General features: G+C 60.7%; 13 protein-coding genes and 1 pseudogene. 7 read left to right on the top strand and 7 right to left on the bottom strand.

What is annotated here, in order from left to right; translation table 11 throughout:
• Positions 1 to 182: 182 nt before the first annotated feature.
• On the top strand, positions 183 to 1187 hold the full coding sequence (locus tag CPY51_RS10820) for a LacI family DNA-binding transcriptional regulator (protein ID WP_111160246.1): 1005 nt from the start codon (positions 183 to 185) through the stop codon (positions 1185 to 1187).
• Between the two features lie 287 nt (positions 1188 to 1474).
• Here the strand turns inward: CPY51_RS10820 and CPY51_RS10815 are convergent, their stop codons facing one another.
• The gene (locus tag CPY51_RS10815) at positions 1475 to 1714 is read right to left on the bottom strand and encodes a cysteine rich repeat-containing protein (RefSeq protein WP_111160280.1); all 240 of its coding nucleotides are present in this window, start codon (positions 1712 to 1714) and stop codon (positions 1475 to 1477) included.
• A gap of 327 nt (positions 1715 to 2041) precedes the next feature.
• Between CPY51_RS10815 and CPY51_RS10810 the strand changes: the two are divergent.
• A pseudogene (locus tag CPY51_RS10810) lies at positions 2042 to 2236 on the top strand (GMC oxidoreductase); the annotation flags it as partial.
• A 114-nt stretch (positions 2237 to 2350) separates the two neighbouring features.
• Here the strand turns inward: CPY51_RS10810 and CPY51_RS10805 are convergent.
• Positions 2351 to 3688, bottom strand: a complete 1338-nt coding sequence (locus tag CPY51_RS10805) for a dicarboxylate/amino acid:cation symporter (protein WP_111160279.1) — start codon at positions 3686 to 3688, stop codon at positions 2351 to 2353.
• A 218-nt stretch (positions 3689 to 3906) separates the two neighbouring features.
• On the opposite strand from CPY51_RS10805, the gene CPY51_RS10800 reads away from it, so the two are divergent.
• Positions 3907 to 5784, top strand: a complete 1878-nt coding sequence (locus CPY51_RS10800; protein ID WP_111160278.1) for a sensor histidine kinase — start codon at positions 3907 to 3909, stop codon at positions 5782 to 5784.
• Entirely contained in the window at positions 5781 to 7139 is a 1359-nt protein-coding gene (locus tag CPY51_RS10795) for a sigma-54-dependent transcriptional regulator (RefSeq protein ID WP_111160245.1), read from the top strand. The genes CPY51_RS10800 and CPY51_RS10795 overlap by 4 nt, the downstream gene beginning before the upstream one ends.
• A gap of 6 nt (positions 7140 to 7145) precedes the next feature.
• On the opposite strand, the gene CPY51_RS10790 is transcribed toward CPY51_RS10795, so the two are convergent.
• From CPY51_RS10790 to CPY51_RS10765, 5 genes are all read right to left on the bottom strand, one after another.
• Positions 7146 to 7769 carry a nucleotidyltransferase family protein gene (locus CPY51_RS10790; RefSeq protein ID WP_244598589.1) on the bottom strand — a complete coding sequence of 208 codons (624 nt, stop codon included), beginning with the start codon at positions 7767 to 7769 and terminating at the stop codon, positions 7146 to 7148.
• Complete coding sequence (locus CPY51_RS10785) at positions 7766 to 8467, bottom strand: XdhC family protein (RefSeq protein WP_111160243.1); 702 nt, start codon at positions 8465 to 8467, stop codon at positions 7766 to 7768. The genes CPY51_RS10790 and CPY51_RS10785 overlap by 4 nt, the downstream gene beginning before the upstream one ends.
• Positions 8464 to 8787: an XdhC family protein gene (locus tag CPY51_RS10780; RefSeq protein WP_111160242.1), complete on the bottom strand. Its 324-nt coding sequence runs from the start codon at positions 8785 to 8787 to the stop codon at positions 8464 to 8466. Before CPY51_RS10780 ends, CPY51_RS10785 begins: the two co-directional genes overlap by 4 nt.
• Positions 8788 to 9122: 335 nt before the next feature.
• Positions 9123 to 9602, bottom strand: coding sequence for a chemotaxis protein CheW (locus CPY51_RS10770; protein WP_111160241.1), 480 nt, complete (start codon positions 9600 to 9602; stop codon positions 9123 to 9125).
• Complete coding sequence (locus CPY51_RS10765) at positions 9602 to 11563, bottom strand: methyl-accepting chemotaxis protein (RefSeq protein WP_111160240.1); 1962 nt, start codon at positions 11561 to 11563, stop codon at positions 9602 to 9604. The genes CPY51_RS10770 and CPY51_RS10765 overlap by 1 nt, the downstream gene beginning before the upstream one ends.
• Before the next feature lie 566 nt (positions 11564 to 12129).
• On the opposite strand from CPY51_RS10765, the gene CPY51_RS10760 reads away from it, so the two are divergent.
• Genes CPY51_RS10760 through CPY51_RS10750 form a run of 3 tightly spaced genes read left to right on the top strand, consistent with a single transcriptional unit; the run spans position 12130 to position 18853 of the window.
• Positions 12130 to 12630, top strand: coding sequence for a (2Fe-2S)-binding protein (locus CPY51_RS10760; protein ID WP_111160239.1), 501 nt, complete (start codon positions 12130 to 12132; stop codon positions 12628 to 12630).
• The gene (locus CPY51_RS10755) at positions 12627 to 16190 is read left to right on the top strand and encodes a molybdopterin cofactor-binding domain-containing protein (protein WP_111160238.1); all 3564 of its coding nucleotides are present in this window, start codon (positions 12627 to 12629) and stop codon (positions 16188 to 16190) included. Before CPY51_RS10760 ends, CPY51_RS10755 begins: the two co-directional genes overlap by 4 nt.
• Positions 16187 to 18853: a carbohydrate-binding protein gene (locus CPY51_RS10750; protein WP_111160237.1), complete on the top strand. Its 2667-nt coding sequence runs from the start codon at positions 16187 to 16189 to the stop codon at positions 18851 to 18853. Before CPY51_RS10755 ends, CPY51_RS10750 begins: the two co-directional genes overlap by 4 nt.
• The last annotated feature ends 7 nt before the right edge of the window (positions 18854 to 18860 follow it).

Genomic DNA, 18860 nt, shown 5'->3' with positions numbered 1-18860 from the left:
TTGTTGATTTGGCACGCTAGGTCCGGAAGGCTCCATCCCATCCTGATCCGGAACCCTCAAAACCTAACATAGTTGACAGCGCTGTCAAATCGTATTTGCTAGCGCTGTCAACTATGTCATGGTGCGTAATATGCTTTGATTTCCGGAATGATTATTTCGATTGAATTGACTGAGGACGTTGTATGCGCCGAGTTACACTTGACGATGTGGCAAACTTAGCGGGGGTGAGCCCGATCACCGTCTCGCGCGTCTTGCGGAAACCCGACGCGGTTTCACAAGGATTGCGGCTGCGCGTCGAGGCCGCCGTCACGGAACTTGGCTACGTCACGAATGTTGCGGCGAGCCGATTGGCCTCGTCGCGCTCGCATGCCATCGGCGTTATCGTCCCGACGCTCTACAACGTCATCTTCGCGGAATATTTGTTCGCCCTTCACGAGGTGCTCATTGAGCACGGCTTTCAGCTCATTGTCGTCAACAGTCGCTATTCCGAGATTGAGGAAGAGAATGCCATCAAGGCTTTGCTTGGCCAGAGGGTCGAAGCCATTATCATCGCCGGCGTCAACCACACGACGCTTTCGAGGCAGCTTCTCATCCAGGCGCATGTCCCCGTTGTCGAGACGTTCGAACTCTCGGCCGACCCGATCAACATCAACATCGGCATGTCTCAGGAGCTCGCCGGCCATGCAGCCACGCGGCATCTTCTCGATCGGGGCCTTCGCCGCATCGCCTTTCTGACCGGCAATCTCGACCGTCGCGCCCAATCTCGCCTTGATGGCTATGGCATCGCCATGGAAGAGGCCGGGTTGGCGGGAATGAACGTGATCGCGCGAATACCTCGACACAGCTCGGTTGCCCTCGGATCCGACCTGTTTTCAGAAATGCGTCTGCGCGGAGATTTGCCTGAGGCCATATTCTGCACCGACGACAACCTGGCGCTCGGCGCGATGCAGGAATGCCGCAAGCACGGCATCCGAATGCCAGACGACATTTCGATCATCGGCTTTCACGATCTCGAATTCGCAGCCTGCGCCTCGCCGTCGCTGTCGTCGATTGCCACACGACGCTACGAAACCGGCAAGCTCGCCGCCGAAAAAGTCCTTGCTTCGTTGAACGCGTCGACGAAGTCGGGGGTCGAGACATTTGACCTGGGTTTCGCCCTTGTTCCCCGGGAAAGCACAGCGGGATAAATTGAACGGACGTTGCGGCCGGCGGGCGGGATTTGCCTTTTCCTGGAAGAGCACCGCACCATGCGGCATGCGTTTCAGGAGCTTCCGCTATGACTGATGACGCCATGTCGAACTGCCAGAAAAAATGCGGAAAAACCTCAATCGCCGGACGCGGATGATCCCGCGGGCCGCGAACTCTCGGAACAGTTCGGCTTTGCTAACACTCCGATTTATCGGGCTCGACGATTTGTCGCCAAAACCCACGCCATCTGCGTCATCCTCAACAGCACATGGGCGAGGCCTTTAGCCTATGGTTGTCGGCTTGCCTTGATGTTCGCGATCGCCGTCGCGCAAGGTTTGGAAAGCTGATCTTTTTTGCCTTGGATACAGGCGATCAGCCTGCCGCCGCCGGGTTCGATACCGGGGCACAGCCGAGCTATGTCGGCTTTACAAGCCGATTCGAGCTGGAGTTTTTGGGGAATAGAAAGTTCCTGGGCCGACAGGCTGGTGGCGATGAGGACAAAGACAAGCGGAAGATATTTTCGCATGAACGGCATCCTTTCCAAGTGGCAGAGACTGCTTGGCAACGCAGATCTATACCACTCGGCGCTTCCCTCCAGAAGATTTGCTGTCGGCACCCCTCAAAGAACGGCGTCCACGGCGCTCCACAGTCCCTCGGGAACCGCGAGACGCGACCACGCCATATTGAGCTTGACATCCACAGGAATGGCTATTGGCGGTCGACGGCATCATGATCAGCGGGGAAATTCTGTCAGCCGGCGTTCAAGCCGTTCGTAAGCAGAATCCACATGCCCGGCGACGATATCAGGATCCGCGACGACTACAGGGGCTTTGCCCGCCGGCATGCCCGCTCGGCATACCATCCAGTCGGAACCTGCCGCACGGGCGGCGGCGAAGGCAGCGTCGTCGACCCGGATCTCAAGGTTCGCGGCATCGAGGGCCCGCGTGTCTGCGACAGCTCGATCATGCCGCAGCCAATTTCCTCAAATACCAATGCCACAACCATCATGATCGGCGAGAAAGCAGCCGACCTCAAAAGGGGCATGTGACCCGCCCCGAAGGGCGATGCCATCGCAATCTTGGCCTCATCGCCAGCTTTATCCGGCGATGAGCAGACAATCACGCCCATTCGTTTGCTGTCTACGGACCGCCCCGGAAGACGCTCACTCAGCGGCTTGTAGCGCGGGCTCGATCGCTTCGGGATCTCCGGACAGTTCGCCCGCCATGGCTGCGGCGAATTTTGTCTGATCCAGCTCGTTCTCCCAGCGTGCGACGACCACCGTGGCGACTGCATTGCCGACGAGGTTGGTGAGTGCACGGCATTCCGACATGAAGCGGTCGATGCCGAGGATCAGCGCCATGCCGGCAATCGGAACCGAGGGCACGACGGAGAGCGTGGCTGCCAACGTGATGAAGCCGGCACCGGTAATGCCGGCCGCACCCTTCGAGCTCAGCATCGCCACCAACAGCAAGAGGACCTGATCGCCTAGCGTCAGCGGGGTATCGGTCGCCTGGGCGATGAAGAGCGCCGCCAGCGTCATGTAGATGTTGGTGCCGTCGAGATTGAAGGAATAGCCGGTCGGGATGACAAGGCCGACAACGGAGCGCTTGCAACCCGCACGCTCCATCTTGTTCATCAGACCGGGCAATGCAGCTTCCGAAGACGACGTACCGAGCACCAGAAGCAGTTCTTCCTTGATGTAGCGCAGCAGCGCCAGGATCGAAAAGCCGTTATAGCGGGCCACGGCGCCGAGGACGACGATCACGAACAGAAGCGATGTGAGATAGAAGGTGCCGATCAGGAATGCCAGGTTGGCGATCGCGCCGATGCCATATTTCCCGATGGTGAAAGCCATGGCGCCGAAAGCACCGATCGGTGCGAACTTCATCAGGATCGCCACAAGACGGAAGATCGGCGCCACCAGCGCCTGAAGGAAATCCTGCACCGGCCGGCCGCGTTCACCGACCGCGCCAAGCGCGATGCCGAAAACGACCGAGAAGAACAGCACCTGAAGAATATCACCCTTGGCGAAAGCGCCGACGATCGTGTCGGGAATGATGTTCATCAGGAAACCGACGACAGAGGCATCATGCGCTTGAGCCGCGTAGGTGTTGACCGCCTTCGTGTCCAGCGTTGCCGGATTGATGTGCATGCCGGCGCCCGGCTGCAGAACATTCGAGACGATAAGACCGACAACCAGCGCCAGCGTCGAGAAGACGAAGAAATAGATAAGAGCCTTGCCGACGACACGTCCGAATTTCTTCAGGTCCGACATGCCGGCAATACCTGTTGTCACCGTCAGGAAGATCACCGGCGCAATGACCATGCGCACAAGCTTGATGAACGCGTCGCCAAGCGGCTGCATCGAGGCGCCGATCTGCGGGTAGAAATGGCCGAGCAGTATACCCGCCGCGATGGCGGCGAGAACCTGGGCATAGAGATGCCGGTAAAAGGGAAGCTTGCCGTGCGGTTCGGCAGTGGTGGCAATGGGTGCAATCATGATGTCCTCCGTTTCGCCCAACCGATCTCTCGGCCCTCCGGGCAATGACCAATCCTCAACAGCCTCCGACTGTTTGGTCATACGGAGCAACAAGCGTGCCAAACTGCGCGGTTGCGTCTAACAGGTTGAACTGAAAGCATTTACCTGAGGGGATGCAGGCGGCTTTCCAAGCCCTGTGCGATAATCCGCACAAGATGAATTGCAGTTCTGGCGAAATCATGCACAATGCGGCCATGCTGCAGCGACCCACCCTGGAACGATCTTCGACGCCTGAGCAGCTGGGCCGGCGCTCCCACCGTGCCTGGTTTGTTTTTGCAGTTTTCTGTGCGGTCATCCTTGCGGCCGGACTCTATGGCGCGGCCTTTTACGGCCGCATCACCGCGATCCAGGCGCTGCAAAGCCAAGGTCGCACGGACGCGAATCTAAAGGTTGCGCTGCTCAGAGCCGTTCTGGAGCGCCCCCGCGCCTTGCCGCTTCTGCTGGCAGATGACCGACAGGTCCGCGATGCGCTCGCAGCCGCCAAGAGCGATGCGGTCACCACGCTCGACCAAAAGCTCGAGAGCCTCGTCGCCGGCACCAAGGCCTCCGTGCTCTACGTCACCGGCGCGGACGGCGTCGCGATCGCCTCCAGCAATTGGCGCGAACCGCTAAGTTTCGTCGGCAATGACTATTCCTTCCGCGACTATTTTCGCCGGGCGATGGAGACGGGAACGGCAGAGCATTTTGCCCTCGGCAATGTCAGCAATCGTCCCGGCCTCTATATTTCGCGCCGCGTAGGCGACGCGCAAGCACCGCTCGGGGTCGTGGTCGTCAAGATGGAATTCGACCAGCTGGAGGCAGACTGGCGCGAAGCGGCACGCCCGGCCTATGTTACCGACGAGCATGGCGTGGTGCTCATCACCAGCATCCCCTCCTGGCGTTTCATGACAGCGTCGCCGCTTTCGACGGATAATCTCGCCGCCATCCGCAAGAGCCTGCAATTCGGTGATGCTCCGCTGACGCCCCTGCCGATCGCTCGTCCCGAAGCCATCGGTCCGGATGCCTCGATCGTGCGCGCGGTTCTGCCGGGAAGCGATTCCGAAGAATATCTGCGGCTAACGACGGCCGTACCCTCCACGCCCTGGCAATTGGACTATCTGATCCCGATGGAACCGGCGATTGCCTCTGCCGTCCGCGAGACCCGATTCCTGGTGCTGACAACCCTTGTGCCGATCCTTGCAATCGCGGCCTTCCTGCTCAGGCGGCGCCAAGTATCTGCAATGCAGATTGCTCTCGGCCGGATCGCACGGGAGGAACTGGAGAGGCGCGTGCTGGAGCGCACCGAGGATCTCAGCCGCGCCCGGGACCGTCTCGAGGCCGAAATTTCCGATCATCGGACAACCGAGGCGAAGCTTCAGGTCGTGCAGCAGGAGCTGGTACAGGCCAATAGACTGGCAATCCTCGGCCAGGTCGCCGCCGGAGTCGCCCACGAGATCAACCAGCCGGTCGCGACCATCCGTGCCTATGCCGACAATGCAAATGTCTTTCTCGAGCGACGTCAGATCGAGCCGGTGAAGGAAAATCTCCATTCCATCGCCGCGCTGACCGAGCGGATCGGCACCATCACCGAGGAGCTGAAGGCGTTTGCCCGCAAGGGGCGGACGGGGCCGGAACCGGTCGAACTTCGCAGTGCCATCGAAGGCGCTGTGGTCTTGCTCAGAAGCCGCTTCGCCGGCCGGCTCGACGCGCTGGCGATCGATCTGCCGCCGGCGGGTCTTACGGTGATCGGCACGCGCGTTCGGCTTGAACAGGTGCTGATCAATCTCTTCCAGAACGCGCTGGAGGCGCTGGAGGGTCGCGACGAGGCTAGGGTCGAGGTTTCGGTGCTCGAGATGCCTGACAGCGTCGAGGTCATCGTTTCCGACAACGGCCCGGGCATTTCACCGGCCATCCTGCACTCGCTATTCACTCCCTTTAACACCTCGAAGGAAAAGGGTCTGGGCCTTGGTCTCGTCATCTCGAAAGACATTGTCGCCGACTATGGCGGCCGCATCGATGTCGACAGCGGCGAAGGCGGAACCCGTTTCACCATCCATCTGCGCAGGGTACTACCATGAGCGCCACATCAGGGATCTTTCTCATCGATGACGACAGGGATTTGCTGAAAGCGACGACACAGACGCTGGAACTTGCCGGCTTTTCGGTCTCGGCCTTTTCCGCGGCTGCCGATGCGCTCGGTGCACTGGATGCAAATCTTGTCGGCGTCGTCGTGTCCGACATCCGCATGCCACAGATCGACGGCCTGCAACTCTTTGACCGGGTGCGACGGCTCGACGCGGACTTGCCGGTCATACTCATGACCGGGCATGGCGATATTCCGATGGCGGTCAAGGCGATCCAGGATGGCGCCTATGACTTCATCACGAAGCCTTTCGCCACCGATCGCCTCGTGCAGAGCGTCAGACGCGCGGTGGAAAAGCGCCATCTCGTGCTGGAGAACCGTGCCCTCAGGGACGCCGCCGAACAGGCGCAGGACAGCCTGCCGTTGATCGGCCAGACGGCCGCCATGGAGCGGCTGCGCCACACGCTGCGGCAGATAGCTGACACCGACGTGGATGTACTCGTGACCGGCGAAACCGGCAGCGGCAAGGAGGTGGTTGCCAGCCTCCTTCATCGCTGGAGCCGCCGGGCCAGCGGCAATTTCGTCGCGCTGAATTGCGGCGCTTTGCCGGAAACCGTCATCGAGAGCGAGCTCTTCGGTCACGAGCCGGGCGCCTTTACCGGTGCGCAGAAGAAGCGGATCGGTCGCATCGAACACGCCAGCGGCGGCACGCTTTTCCTGGACGAGATCGAGAGCATGCCACCTTCGACACAGGTGCAGATGCTGCGGGTGCTGGAAATGCGCGAAGTCACGCCACTCGGCACCAACGAGGTCAGGCCGGTGGACCTGAGAGTGGTCGCCGCCGCCAAGGTGGACCTCGGCGACCCGCGCCAGCGCGGCGATTTCCGCGAGGACCTTTATTACCGCCTCAACGTCGTGACCATCAGCATCCCGCCGCTGCGCGATCGGCGCGACGATATTCCTCTCCTGTTCGGCTATTTCACCGAACGCGCCGCCACACGCTTCAAACGTTCGATACCGATGATCTCCGCTGATCTGCATCGCCATCTCCAGAGCCATGAATGGCCGGGTAATGTGCGCGAGCTGTCGCATTTCGCCGAACGTTTCGTGCTAGGACTGGAACCGGCCGCAGCAGCAAGGCCAGACCAGAACCCGGCGTCCGATGGCGCCTTGCCGCTGCCCGCACGCGTCGAGCGATATGAAGCCGATATCATCCGCGAAACGCTCACCCTCAACGATGGTGATATCCGCCGAACGATCGAAGCGCTCGGCATTCCGCGCAAGACCTTCTACGACAAGCTTCAACGCCATGGCATAGTCCGGGGCGACTTCGCCAAGATTGCCCAGTGAGCGCGATCAGCCGTCTAACCGGCCGCCCGCTGTTATGACCTGTTCCGGCGTATCAACATCAATGAGGGCGGCTTGCCCGATCTCTACGTCTATGACAGGAAGGCCCGAGGCCTCAATGATGCTCCGGGCGCCGACATCGCCGTTAAGCTCCAGAATCTTGGGCAGAATTGTCCGCGGCAGTATCACCGGGTTGCCGCGCTGACCATGCGACACGGCCCGCACAATCGCTTGCCCTTGTGCTCCTTGAAACGCGACGATCAGTGCTGCAAGATTGTCGACGGTGATGGCGGGCATGTCGGCAAGCATGATCATGACGCCATCCGCCTCGCCGGCGGCTTTGGTCGACACGCCTGCGATCAACGAGCTGGCCATGCCGGAGGCATATTCCGGGTTCTCCACGAGATGCAGCGGCAACGATGAGAGCACGCGCTCGATCTCATCGCTCCGATACCCGGTCACCACTGTCGTCGACGTGGCGCTGCTCGCGATTGCCACCTGTGCCGATCGTCGCACCAACGGCATGCCGTCAAATTCGGCGAGAAGCTTGTGCTGCCCCGCTTCACCCATCCGGGTCGACCTGCCTGCCGCCAGCAGCACGACAGCAACGGTGATGTCATTGGCTACGGTCATGATGCTTCGCCAGCAGCCCATCTCGGCATACGTGCTGCCTGAATGATCTCCGCCAGGATCGCGACCGCTATCTCCGCCGGACTCACGGCGCCGATATCGAGCCCTATCGGGGCATGTATCCGCGAAAGATCGACATCGTCGAGGCCCTGCGCCCGCAACCTCTCCAGGCGCGTAGCATGAGTCTTCCGACTACCGAGGGCACCCACGTAAAAACACCCTGCGGCGAGAGCCTGCATGATCGGCCGGTCGTCGATTTTCGGGTCATGCGTGACTGCGACCAGGGCGGTGTAGCGGTCAAGCGGCCTGTCGCGCAGCGCGTCGAGCGGCCAGTCGGCCACAAGGTCGATGTCCTTGAAGCGCTCGGCGGTGGCAAAAGCCGTTCTCGGATCAATGATCCGGACATCGAAGTCAGTCAGCTTGGCGATCTTTGCCAGTGACTGGCTGATGTGAACAGCACCAATGACGACGATCACAGGCGGCGGTCGTTGCGCATTCAGAAATATCTCGCCATCGCCGGTTTCGACGATGGCAGACCGGCCCGAATGAAGTGCTTTCTCGATCTGCGTCGCGATAGGGTGTTGAAACTGCTGTCCTTGGACGAGAACCCAGTCCTCGCCGCGAGACAGGTTGGTGACGTGAACGGCGGCCAGGCGTTTGCCTCGCGCCTCGTTGAGCGCGTAGAGGCTCGAGATCCTCATGGGACAAGCTTTTCGAGGTAGACGCGGATTTGCCCGCCGCAGGACAAACCCACCTTCCACGCCGTTTCGTCGGCAACTCCGAACGCAAGCATCCTTGGCTCTCCACTTTCAATGACATCCATCGCCTCGACGATAACAGCGCCCTCCACGCATCCGCCGGAGACCGAGCCCTCGAAGTTTCCGTTGGCGTCTATCACCAGGTGGCTACCTACCGGACACGGGGCCGAGCCCCAGGTTTCGATCACGGTGGCAATCGCAAGGTCGCGTCCGGACCGCTGCCACCTCTCTGCAATCACCAGTGTCTCGAAGATTGATGCCATTGCCCGTCGATCCTTCGCCCGCCTCTGTTGCGGACTGCACCAATCTCATCATCAATCGACATGAGTCAAACCTTTGTCGGCGGGTGCAGTCTACAGCATTCCACTCCAGAATAGTGGTTTGAGAGGAAGGCCGCGTTTACCCCGAGCCGGCAGGCCTACGACATGCGCCAGATGTTCGTTACCATCAGGACGAGGGTGCCGCGGCCACGACTGCTGAAATAGACCCGCTGACCGCGCTCCTCGGCCGCCCGCCGCGCTCCTATCGCGACTTTGCAGCCGAGACCGCAACGGGCTGGCAGAACTGAACTGCCCGACAGGACTTAAATCGGCCTCGCCTAAGCGGTGAGACCCGGTTCACCTTCCCGCTCGAACATGCGTTCGAGGTTCAAGAAACAGATCATGCTGTTTTGGTGGGCGATGATGCCGTCGGAATAGGTGGTGCCGCCGGGTACGTTCATGTTGGGTACGGGTTGGAGCAACGCTGCATCGATTGTCAGAATGTCGGACACGCTATCGACGACCAGCCCCATCGCCACCCGGTTGATCTCGGCAACGACGATGGCACTGCGCTCGGTTGGCGTGGTGCTATTCATACCGAGCTTCAAGGCAAGATCGATGATCGGGATTACGGCACCGCGCAGGTTCATCACGCCGACCACATCGGCCGGTGCGTGGGGTATCGGTGTTGCAGCACCCCATCCGCGGATCTCGCGGATAGCAATCGTCGGGACGCAAAACTCCTGATCGTTGAGCCGGAAGGCGAGGATTTCCAGGGTCTCGCCGCTACGCTGGCTATTCTGTTGAACCGCATTCATCAAAACTCCTCCCAGCTATCCTTCGCCGCGGCTGTATTGCCGCCATAAGCCCTGGCGACATCTGCGACCATTTTACGGGCGGGCGAGCTTACCGGCCTATGATCGCGCAGCGCCTGGACGGGAGAGCCCTTGACAGGAGTGGCCTGGCGGCGAATTGCTGTTGTCGGGACCCTATTGCCATCTCCACCAAGGCTGAACTGGGAGATCAACTGGCGCAAGCGTCCCGCTTCCTCGGCAAGGGATGCGCTGGCCGCGTTGGTCTCTTCCACCATGGCAGCGTTCTGCTGAGTGACCTGGTCCATCTGATTGACGGCCGTGTTGACCTCGGCAAGTCCGGTCGATTGCTCCCGGGCGGAAGTCGCTATCGCCTCCATATGATAGTTGATCGTGACGATATATTGCTCGATCGTCCTTAATGCCTCACCGGTATCCCGTACCAGTTTGACGCCGCTTTCCACCTCGTTGCTGGAGGTGCTGATCAGGTCCTTGATCTCCTTGGCAGCCTTTGCAGAACGCTGGGCCAGTTCGCGTACTTCCTGAGCGACGACGGCGAACCCCCTGCCCGCTTCCCCGGCACGCGCGGCCTCGACGCCTGCGTTGAGCGCCAGAAGATTGGTCTGAAAGGCGATCTCGTCAATGACGCCGATGATGTTGGAAATTTGGCTGGAGGACTGCTCGATACGATGCATGGCCTCCACGGCATTGGCAACGACCTTGCCGGACTGCGCAGCACCTGTGTTTGCCTGAACGGCCACGGTCCGTGCTTCATCGGCCCGCTTGGAGGAGTTCGCGACATTGACGGTGATCTGATCGAGCGCTGCCGCCGTCTCCTCGAGCGAAGCTGCCTGCTGCTCGGTTCGCTTCGACAGATCGTCGGAGCTCCGGCTGATCTCTCGCGTTCCGGTGTCGATCCCGCCGGTCGATTGTGCAACCGAGCGCAGCGTCTCGCCGAGTTGAGCGACCGCAGTATTGAGATCGTGGCGCAGGGTCTCGAATTCGGGAGCGAACGGTTCCGTCAATTCGAACGAGAGGTCACCAGCCGCCAACCGCTTCAAACCGGACGCCAGACCGGATGTTGCCTGCTGCAGACGCTCGGTCGCGTCAGCTTCGGCCTTGGTCTGGGCGGCTGCACGATCGGCATCGGATTTTGCCCGGTTGGCTTCGGCCGCCGTCTCAAGCTGTTTGTTGTGGATCATGCCGTCCCTGAACACCTTGACGGCGGCAGCCATCGCGCCGATCTCATCGCGACGATGGGAATCGGGCACCTCCGAGACGGTGTCGCCCTTGGCCAGCATACCCATGAAGTTGGTCATTCGCACGACAGGCCGGACAACTCGCAGGAAGCTTATAGCCATGGCGCCAAGGCCGATGATGACCGAGACGACCAGCGCAACATAGGTTGCAGCCTCCGCCATGGAAACGGTATTCCGCGTGGTGATCCCTTCGTCCATGGCGTTCTGTTTGAGATCGTCGACGGCCGCCTGTATCGCCTTTCCAGCTTTTTCATATGCGCTGCGGGATTCGCCGGCAAATAGCGTCATCGCCTTATCCTGCTGTCCCGATTCCAAGGCAGCGAGCACTTTTGCCCATTCAGCATCGGCTGACGCCCAATCCTTTGAAAATTCAGCGTAGAGATCCCGATCGCCCTGGTCGACCATCAATGGCTCGTATTTGGCGCGATCGTCGGCCACGGCGCTTTGGGCCTTCTTCAGCATTTGTTTGAAGTCGTCAGCGCCGGCGGTTCCAGCCATCAGGAGGCCACTTTGCGCTATACGGACATGTCCGACATCGGAATTCAGTTGCCCAAGCTGAATGAAGGACGGCACACGCTTATCGATAAGCTGGCTGTTTGCTGCATCAATCGAGTTCAGCGCGACAACCGCGTAGAGACTCTGACCGGCCGAAACGACGACAATCAGTCCAAAGAGCAAGCCTAGCAACAAACCAATCTTAACGCGCATGTCTTCCTCGTGGATTTGATACAGGAATTACTAGGTGTCCGTTTGACAATTTTGACTTCGCAGGGTGCGTATAAGAATTAAAATTCTATTAATCTTGTCGGCATCCAACGACCATCTATTAACTAATAGATTTAATTCTTCCTGAAGAGATGAGCCAATAAAGGCTCCACCAATTATCCTGGCGATTCAACGTCCACGGCGCAACAGTGTACAAGGGGCGCTCTGCAGCGAACAATCCCATCGCCTTGTTTTCGCATCATTTCTGAAAATGTGCTGGTGTCACGATCGGTGTCGGCCATCATTCATCCTTAATCATGGAGACAGAGAGGGGTTTCAGTCGATCATCGACCCGCCTTAAGGCGCGCGCTTGGATGCTGTTTCATAGTTGACAGATCGATGCCGCCCGGCAATCATTCGTACACAAATGAAGAGGCGCCAACGCCTCCAGGGGATAGATGAATGTATGCCTTCGAGGGGCGTGAACGCGTGGGGGACCGGCCAGCTGAGGATTCAACCTGCAGCGGCACATCGTCGATGCCTGACGCCGCGCCTTGCGGGAGCTTCTGATGCGACCTCAGGCGATTACTCTCGACGTAAACGGCGCCAAGCACCTCATTGAACTTTCTCCGAAAACCCTTCTCCTCTTCGTTCTTCGAAACGATCTCGGTCTTAACGGTCCCAAATACGGCTGTGGCCTTGGCGAATGCGGCGCCTGTGCCATTCTTGTTGACGGACGCTCCGTGCGTTCGTGCACTGTCGAGATAGGCGCCGTCGAAGGAAAACGAATTGTGACCCTCGAGGGCCTGGGGACGGTCGAGCGCATGCATTTCGTTCAGGACGCCTTCGTGAAAGAACAGGCCGCCCAGTGCGGATACTGCCTGAACGGCATGATCGTCGCGGCGACCGCTCTCCTGACTGAAAAGCCCGATGCAAGCGAGGCCGATATACGAAGAGCGCTTGGTCATCATCTCTGTCGATGCGGAACCCACGTGGAAATTCTTGCCGCTGTAAGGAGAGCTCGCGATACACTCTCCAAGGGTCCATCTGCCGGCGGAGGAAGCGCATGACCACCACTCAGGACATTCCGCGCTCGCAATACCTCTCATCAAAAGAAATTCTGCTCGTCGTCAGATCCCGCGGCGGGGGCGATCCGGACATATTTCTTGCGGTTTTTCCCGATGGCACCGCCACCGCGCTGAACGGCCATGTCGATCTTGGAACCGGTATCAGGACATCGCTGGCGCAGATTGTCGCCGAGGAGCTGGATGTCGGTTTCGACCAGGTGCGCGTGGTTCTTGGAACAACCACCATCGCGCCGGACCAAGGGGCCACGATCGCCAGTGAGACGATACAGGTGAGTGCTGTGCCGCTGCGCCAGGCCGCCGCGACCGCACGGCGATATCTGCTTGAACAGGCGGCCCGCCTGCATGCGATCGATCCGGCTTTGCTTACGATCGAGGATGGCGTGATCCGGCCGCAATCGCCGGCAAATTGGTCGATCGGTATGGGGGAGCTGATTGCCGGTCGACACGTCCGCATCGAAATCGACCCATCCGTCACGGTCAAGACCGTGGATACCTACCGCATTGTCGGCAAGCCGCAACCCCGCAACGACATTGCAGCAAAGGCGACAGGCACGTGGAACTATGTCCACGACGTGCGCCTCGCGGAGATGCTTCATGGCCGGGTCGTGCGCCCTCCCTACATCGGCTTCGACAGCGGAGACCATGTCGGCCACAGCCTGATCAGCATCGACGAACGGTCGATCGAGGGAATAGACGGAATTGTCGCTCTGGTGGCGATCGGCGATTTCATCGGGATCGTGGCGACACGGGAAGAGAACGCCGCGGCCGCGGCCGAGCGGCTCAAGGTGATGTGGCGTGATCCGCCGCTGCTTGCGGACCTTAACAATCCCGAGCAGGCAATCCGCGACAATCCCGCGACGGCACGCGTGCTGGCCGACCAGGGCAACGTTGAACTCGCCCTGGAAGGTGCGGCGCCACGTTTCGATCGAAGCTACGTCTGGCCTTTTCAGATGCATGCCTCGATCGGACCTTCATGCGCGGTTGCCGATTGGAGCGCGGAAAGGCTCGTCGTCTGGTCGGGAACACAAAACCCCTTTTCCATGCGACGCGACCTCGCTTTGCTGATGGACATGCCCGAAGACGCAGTGACCGTCGAACGTCTCGAGGCCGCCGGCTGCTACGGACGCAACTGCGCCGATGACGTGACAGCGGACGCAGCCCTGCTTTCGCGCGCGGTGGGACGACCCGTCCGTGTCCAGCTCACGAGAGAGCAGGAAAACGGGTGGGAGCCGAAAGGGGCCGGCCAGGTGGTCGACGTCAGGGGTGGGCTCGACCTCGAAGGCGGACCCGCAGCCTATGATTTCGAGAGCAGCTACCCGTCCAACCTCGCGCCGACGCTCGCGCTCATCCTGACCGGCAAGGTGTCGAACAAGGGCGCGGCCCTTGACATGGGCGACCGGACGGCGATCCCGCCCTATGCCTTCAGCAACATGCGCATCACCGTCCACGACATGCCGCCGATTGCGCGGGCATCGTGGTTCCGGGGCGTCTCGGCCCTGCCGAACAGTTTTGCCCACGAGAGCTATATCGACGAACTGGCCTTTGCCGCCGGTGTCGATCCGGTCGAATACCGTCTTCGCTATTTGAAGGATCCGCGCGCCGTGGACCTTGTTCGGGCCGTCACGGAGCGGGCAGGATGGGCGCCTCGTACAACGACGGGGACGATGGGAAGCGAAGGCGACCTGCTCTATGGCCGCGGCTTTGCCTATGCGCTTTATGTCCACGGCAAATTTCCCGGAACGCCGGCAGCGTGGTCGGCCTGGGTTGCCGACGTCGCCGTCAACCGGAGGACCGGCGAGATTACCGTGACGCGCGTGACGGTTGGTCAGGACTCCGGCCTGATGATCAATCCGGACGGGGTCAGGCATCAGATCCATGGCAACGTCATCCAGTCGACGAGCCGCGTCCTCAAGGAACAGGTCTCCTTCACGGATATCGCCGTCGAGAGTTCGGAGTGGGGAAGCTATCCCATTCTGACGTTCCAGGAACTCCCTGAGATCGACGTCCTGATGATGCCGCGGCAAAACGAGGAGCCGCGCGGCGCCGGCGAATCCGCGTCGGTCCCGAGCGCCGCAGCCATTGTCAATGCAGTCTTCGACGCGACCGGAATCCGCTTCCGGGAACTGCCTCTGACGCCCGAACGGGTTCTCGCAGCACTGGGAGAGCGCCGAATCCAGCCGACATTGCCGGCCGCAAAGCCCGAACGTCCATCGGTTTGGCGCCGTGGCTCGGTCCTTGCCGGCATCGGCGGGATTTGCGCGAGCATCGTTGCCGGGGGCATATTGACGGCATCGCCATGGCGCGGCGCCTACCCCGAAATCACCCGACCGACTTTTGACACTTTCAGCCCGGCAACCATCGAAAAGGGTCGGCTGGCCGCAGCTGCGGGCGCCTGCAACGTCTGCCATACGGGCGAAGACGGAACGCCGTTTGCCGGTGGCAGACCATTTGAAACACCTTTCGGCACCGTCTATGCCACAAATATCTCCTCGGACGAGGCAAGCGGTATCGGAGCATGGTCCTACCCGGCTTTCGAACGCGCAATGCGCAACGGCGTGAGCCGCGACGGGCATCATCTTTATCCAGTCCATCCTTACCCGTCCTTTTCAGGCGCACATGATGCCGATCTGCAGGCTCTCTACGCTTTTCTGATGGCACAGGCCCCAGTGGCAAAACCCGCGCCGCCGTCCCGGCTCCGGTTTCCTTTCAACTTCCGCTCGCTGATGTCCGTTTGGAACTCGTTGTTTGCGGGCGCAAATCCCCTGAAGCCCAACGCAGAGAAAAGCACGGCCTGGAACCGCGGGGCCTATCTGGTCGAGACGCTGGGACATTGTTCTGCCTGCCATAGTCCGCGAAATGCGCTGGGCGCAGAGATTGGCGGTCTCTCCCATTTTGCCGGCGGCTTCGCAGACGGTTGGCATGCTCCGGCGCTCAACGGCAGTAGCATGACGCCGGTCGGATGGAGCGAAGATGCGCTTTTCTCCTATTTGCGCCGGGGTGCGGTCGACGGACATGGGGGTGCCGGCGGACCGATGGCGGCCGTCGTAAAGTCGATGGCAGCGCTTCCGGACGACGACATAAGAGCAATGGCAACCTATCTCGCCGATCTCAATCCAACGTCGGAGGCGGACGCGGCGCGGCAGCGATCGGCGGCGCTTGCGTCTTCCGATGCGGCGCGGGAAACGGCGGCAAGGATCGCGCCGCGGGGAGCGAGAATGTTTAAGGCCGCCTGCACTGCTTGCCATGAGACGCAGTCGACGATCTCACAGCTGGCGCTCAACTCGGCGATCCACGCCACGCGGCCCGACAACGTCCTGCAGGCCATCCTCCAAGGCGCCAACGCCCCGGCACTGCTCTCGAAGGAAAATGCGGAAGTCATGTCCATGCCCTCCTATGCGGCAAGCTATAATGACAAACAGCTTGCGGATCTGGCGGCCTATTTGCGCGCGCGCTTTGCGCCCGACAAACCGGCCTGGGAGGACCTTGCCCGGGCGGCGGCCGCGGCTCGCGACATTTCCCATCCGGAGTGGGCCGGACCATGAAGGGCGAAGCGCGCGTTGAGAGAACTGTGCCTGCCGACGGGTGGTTTGCCAATCCATGCGCCCGGTTCCGCCCCGCGGCCTACTGGTTCTGGCATTCGCTGCCGTCCACGGAAGAGATGACCACCCAACTCGCGGATTTCGCAGAGAAGGGTTATGGCACCATCCTCATCCAGACCCGCCTCGCCTTCCCGCGCTCGCTCTATATGTCGCCGGCATTTCTCAAACGCTACGCCGAGGCTGTGTCGATCATGGCCGAGCTCGGCTTGGTCGCAGGACTATACGACGATTACAACTGGGCAAGTGGCCAGGCTGCGGGCCTCACGGTAGAAAATGCCGATCGTCTGCGGGAGAGACATCTCTTCTGGGCGACGAGCGATAGCAGGACCGGGGCCATAACCTCTGTCGTCGCTCCGATCATCGCGGCGATGGGGCCAGATATTGCCGATTGGCTCTACGAGGGCGGCGAAGCTCGGTTCGGAAATTGGGAAATTGTCGCGGCCACCCTTCATCCGGACGGAACGACGAGCCCCGACAATATCTGCGACGTGACCTCCTTGGTGACGATCGCCGGGGTCGAAAACGGGTGCGAGTTTTCCGCAGCCTGCGAGGTCGAGGACGGCTATCGCCTCACGGTTTTCCTGTCGGCAACCTGCCTGACATCGCGGCTTCCCAACTATCTGCTCCCGGAGGTCGGGGCACGTTTCGTCGAAGTCGGCCTGGAGCCTTATGCGAGCGCGCTTGGGCAGCTGATCCCTGAAACATTACAGTTCCTGTTCTTTGACCAGCCGGCGCCCGGCTTCTACAAATGGGCCGAAATTGAAGGAAACCTCGCAAACAGCCTGCTGCATTCTCCGGATCTGATGCAGAAGGCCGAGGTCGCAAGTGACTGCCCGATCTCGATCGTCCTGCTCTCGCTTCTCTACGACGTCGGCCCCGATACGGGTGTGCTCAGAACCAAGTTCTACGAAACCTACATCAACCTGATCTACCAGTCGTTCTTCCGGCCGATAAAGGTGTTCTGCAGCAACCACGATCTGCGCCTCACGGGCCATGAAATCCTGCCGCACGTTGGCAGCTTCGATCTCAACGCCGGATTTACCTCCATCGATCCGCGCGTGGCTCCCGCCGTCGACTTCTTCGGTCTGGATGCCCTGCGCGACGAAACTGCCGTCGATGCGAACAATTTCTTCGCCCAGCTTTCGCCGAAGCTCGGAGATTCCGTCGCCCGGGCCAACGGACGCTCGAGAACGATGGTCGAAATATATGCCACCGCCCTTCGCACCGAACGTCGAGCCGCCGGGCAGTGGGAGCTGACGCCGGCGACATTGCGCTCGCAATCGGTAAGGCTCCACATGGCGGGAGCGCGACAGGTTGTCATGCACGGGCTCTACCAGACCGATGGCTTCGACAACGATTCACGCCTTTTCTCCAATCCGCGTTTCGACTTCGCGCCAGGCTTGAACTTCGAGCCCTGGTGGCGGCATCACCAGCATATGTCCCTGGAGACCTCGCGTCTCTCGGCGTTTCTCGAGGACTTCGTCCCGCAAACGACCGTCGCAGTGCTCTACCCCTTGGGGACGGCTTGGGAAAAAGGCCCGCGACATGAGCACGCCCGCCATTTCGGCGCCTGGTGCGGGAACCTGTCGGCGCTGTCCTGTGGCCACATGATCGTGGACGCCAAGAGCCTGTCGAAAGCCGAGCTCGGCTGCGGAACGTTCACCGTGAACGGCCTGACCTTCGCAGCGCTCGTCATGCCTGCCCTGTCCAGCCTCGAACTCGGTGAATTGACCGAAACGTTAGGCGCCCTTCGGGCCGCGGGGGTAAAGGTTTGGCTTTCGCGCGAGCCGGGTTCAAATGACGTCGTCGAAAATGTCGAGATCGTCCTCGGTGCGCCGTCACCTGAAACCGTGCGCGACCTCGTGGCCTCGCTGCCTCGTCCGCAATTTGCGGTGACGTCCGATGGCACGGTTGCAAACGTTATCGGTACCGACGCCGACGGCTGGACGCGTGTGGTCCTGTTCAATGATGGCGGCGCCGTCAGCAACGCCAAGGTCGCCGGCATTTCCAAGCTGGAATTCGAGATCTGGGACGCAGCTGGAGCTACGCGGACGACTGCTGCCACCGCCTCGTCGCTCAGCATCACACTTGACCCGCAGCAATTCGTCTGCCTGCGGGTTCGCGCCGATACTACAAAGCCCTCGCAACCGGTGTCAATTCCAGCCTCCCTGCCCTTGCCCCATCGCGTCGATATCTTGAAAGACGACTGGACGCTGCAAATTTCCGAGACGGGCAGGCCTGAACCTATTCAGGTCAACGCCGGCTGGCATTCGCAGGGCTTTCCGTCCTTCTCAGGCACGGGTTCCTATATCACCCAGATCAATGTGCGCGAGGCTGCCCGTGTCATTCTTGACCTTCCGGGCGTTTCGGTGGCAGTGACGGCCTATCTGGATGGACGGCTTGTCGGAGCGTGCCATCATTCCCCATTTCGCATCGACTTCGGTGTGCTTTCGACTGGTGCGCACCAGCTGCTGCTGGACGTCTCCAATACCGCGGCCAACCGCTACTACGCCGGCACGCCCTACGCCGGAGCGACGTGGCCCGACGAAAGCGGCTTGACGCAGCCGCCTCGATTGCTTTTCTTCTATCCGGACAACGTGGAGTAGAGACAGA

The organism is Arminella tubonensis (assembly GCF_003240585.1).
GTDB lineage: Bacteria > Pseudomonadota > Alphaproteobacteria > Rhizobiales > Rhizobiaceae > Rhizobium > Rhizobium tubonense.
This window is presented reverse-complemented; position numbering and strand designations above follow the sequence as displayed.

Bases quoted from the DNA above. Each gene is read 5' to 3' on its own strand.
- CPY51_RS10800 (WP_111160278.1), top strand. From the start codon at position 3,907: ATGCACAATGCGGCCATGCTGCAGCGACCCACCCTGGAACGATCTTCG.
- CPY51_RS10750 (WP_111160237.1), top strand. From the start codon at position 16,187: ATGAAGGGCGAAGCGCGCGTTGAGAGAACTGTGCCTGCCGACGGGTGG.
- CPY51_RS10755 (WP_111160238.1), top strand. From the start codon at position 12,627: ATGACCACCACTCAGGACATTCCGCGCTCGCAATACCTCTCATCAAAA.
- CPY51_RS10815 (WP_111160280.1), bottom strand. From the start codon at position 1,714: ATGCGAAAATATCTTCCGCTTGTCTTTGTCCTCATCGCCACCAGCCTG.
- CPY51_RS10785 (WP_111160243.1), bottom strand. From the start codon at position 8,467: ATGAGGATCTCGAGCCTCTACGCGCTCAACGAGGCGCGAGGCAAACGC.
- CPY51_RS10795 (WP_111160245.1), top strand. From the start codon at position 5,781: ATGAGCGCCACATCAGGGATCTTTCTCATCGATGACGACAGGGATTTG.
- CPY51_RS10790 (WP_244598589.1), bottom strand. From the start codon at position 7,769: ATGACCGTAGCCAATGACATCACCGTTGCTGTCGTGCTGCTGGCGGCA.
- CPY51_RS10780 (WP_111160242.1), bottom strand. From the start codon at position 8,787: ATGGCATCAATCTTCGAGACACTGGTGATTGCAGAGAGGTGGCAGCGG.
- CPY51_RS10805 (WP_111160279.1), bottom strand. From the start codon at position 3,688: ATGATTGCACCCATTGCCACCACTGCCGAACCGCACGGCAAGCTTCCC.
- CPY51_RS10760 (WP_111160239.1), top strand. From the start codon at position 12,130: ATGCGACCTCAGGCGATTACTCTCGACGTAAACGGCGCCAAGCACCTC.
- CPY51_RS10770 (WP_111160241.1), bottom strand. From the start codon at position 9,602: ATGAATGCGGTTCAACAGAATAGCCAGCGTAGCGGCGAGACCCTGGAA.
- CPY51_RS10820 (WP_111160246.1), top strand. From the start codon at position 183: ATGCGCCGAGTTACACTTGACGATGTGGCAAACTTAGCGGGGGTGAGC.
- CPY51_RS10765 (WP_111160240.1), bottom strand. From the start codon at position 11,563: ATGCGCGTTAAGATTGGTTTGTTGCTAGGCTTGCTCTTTGGACTGATT.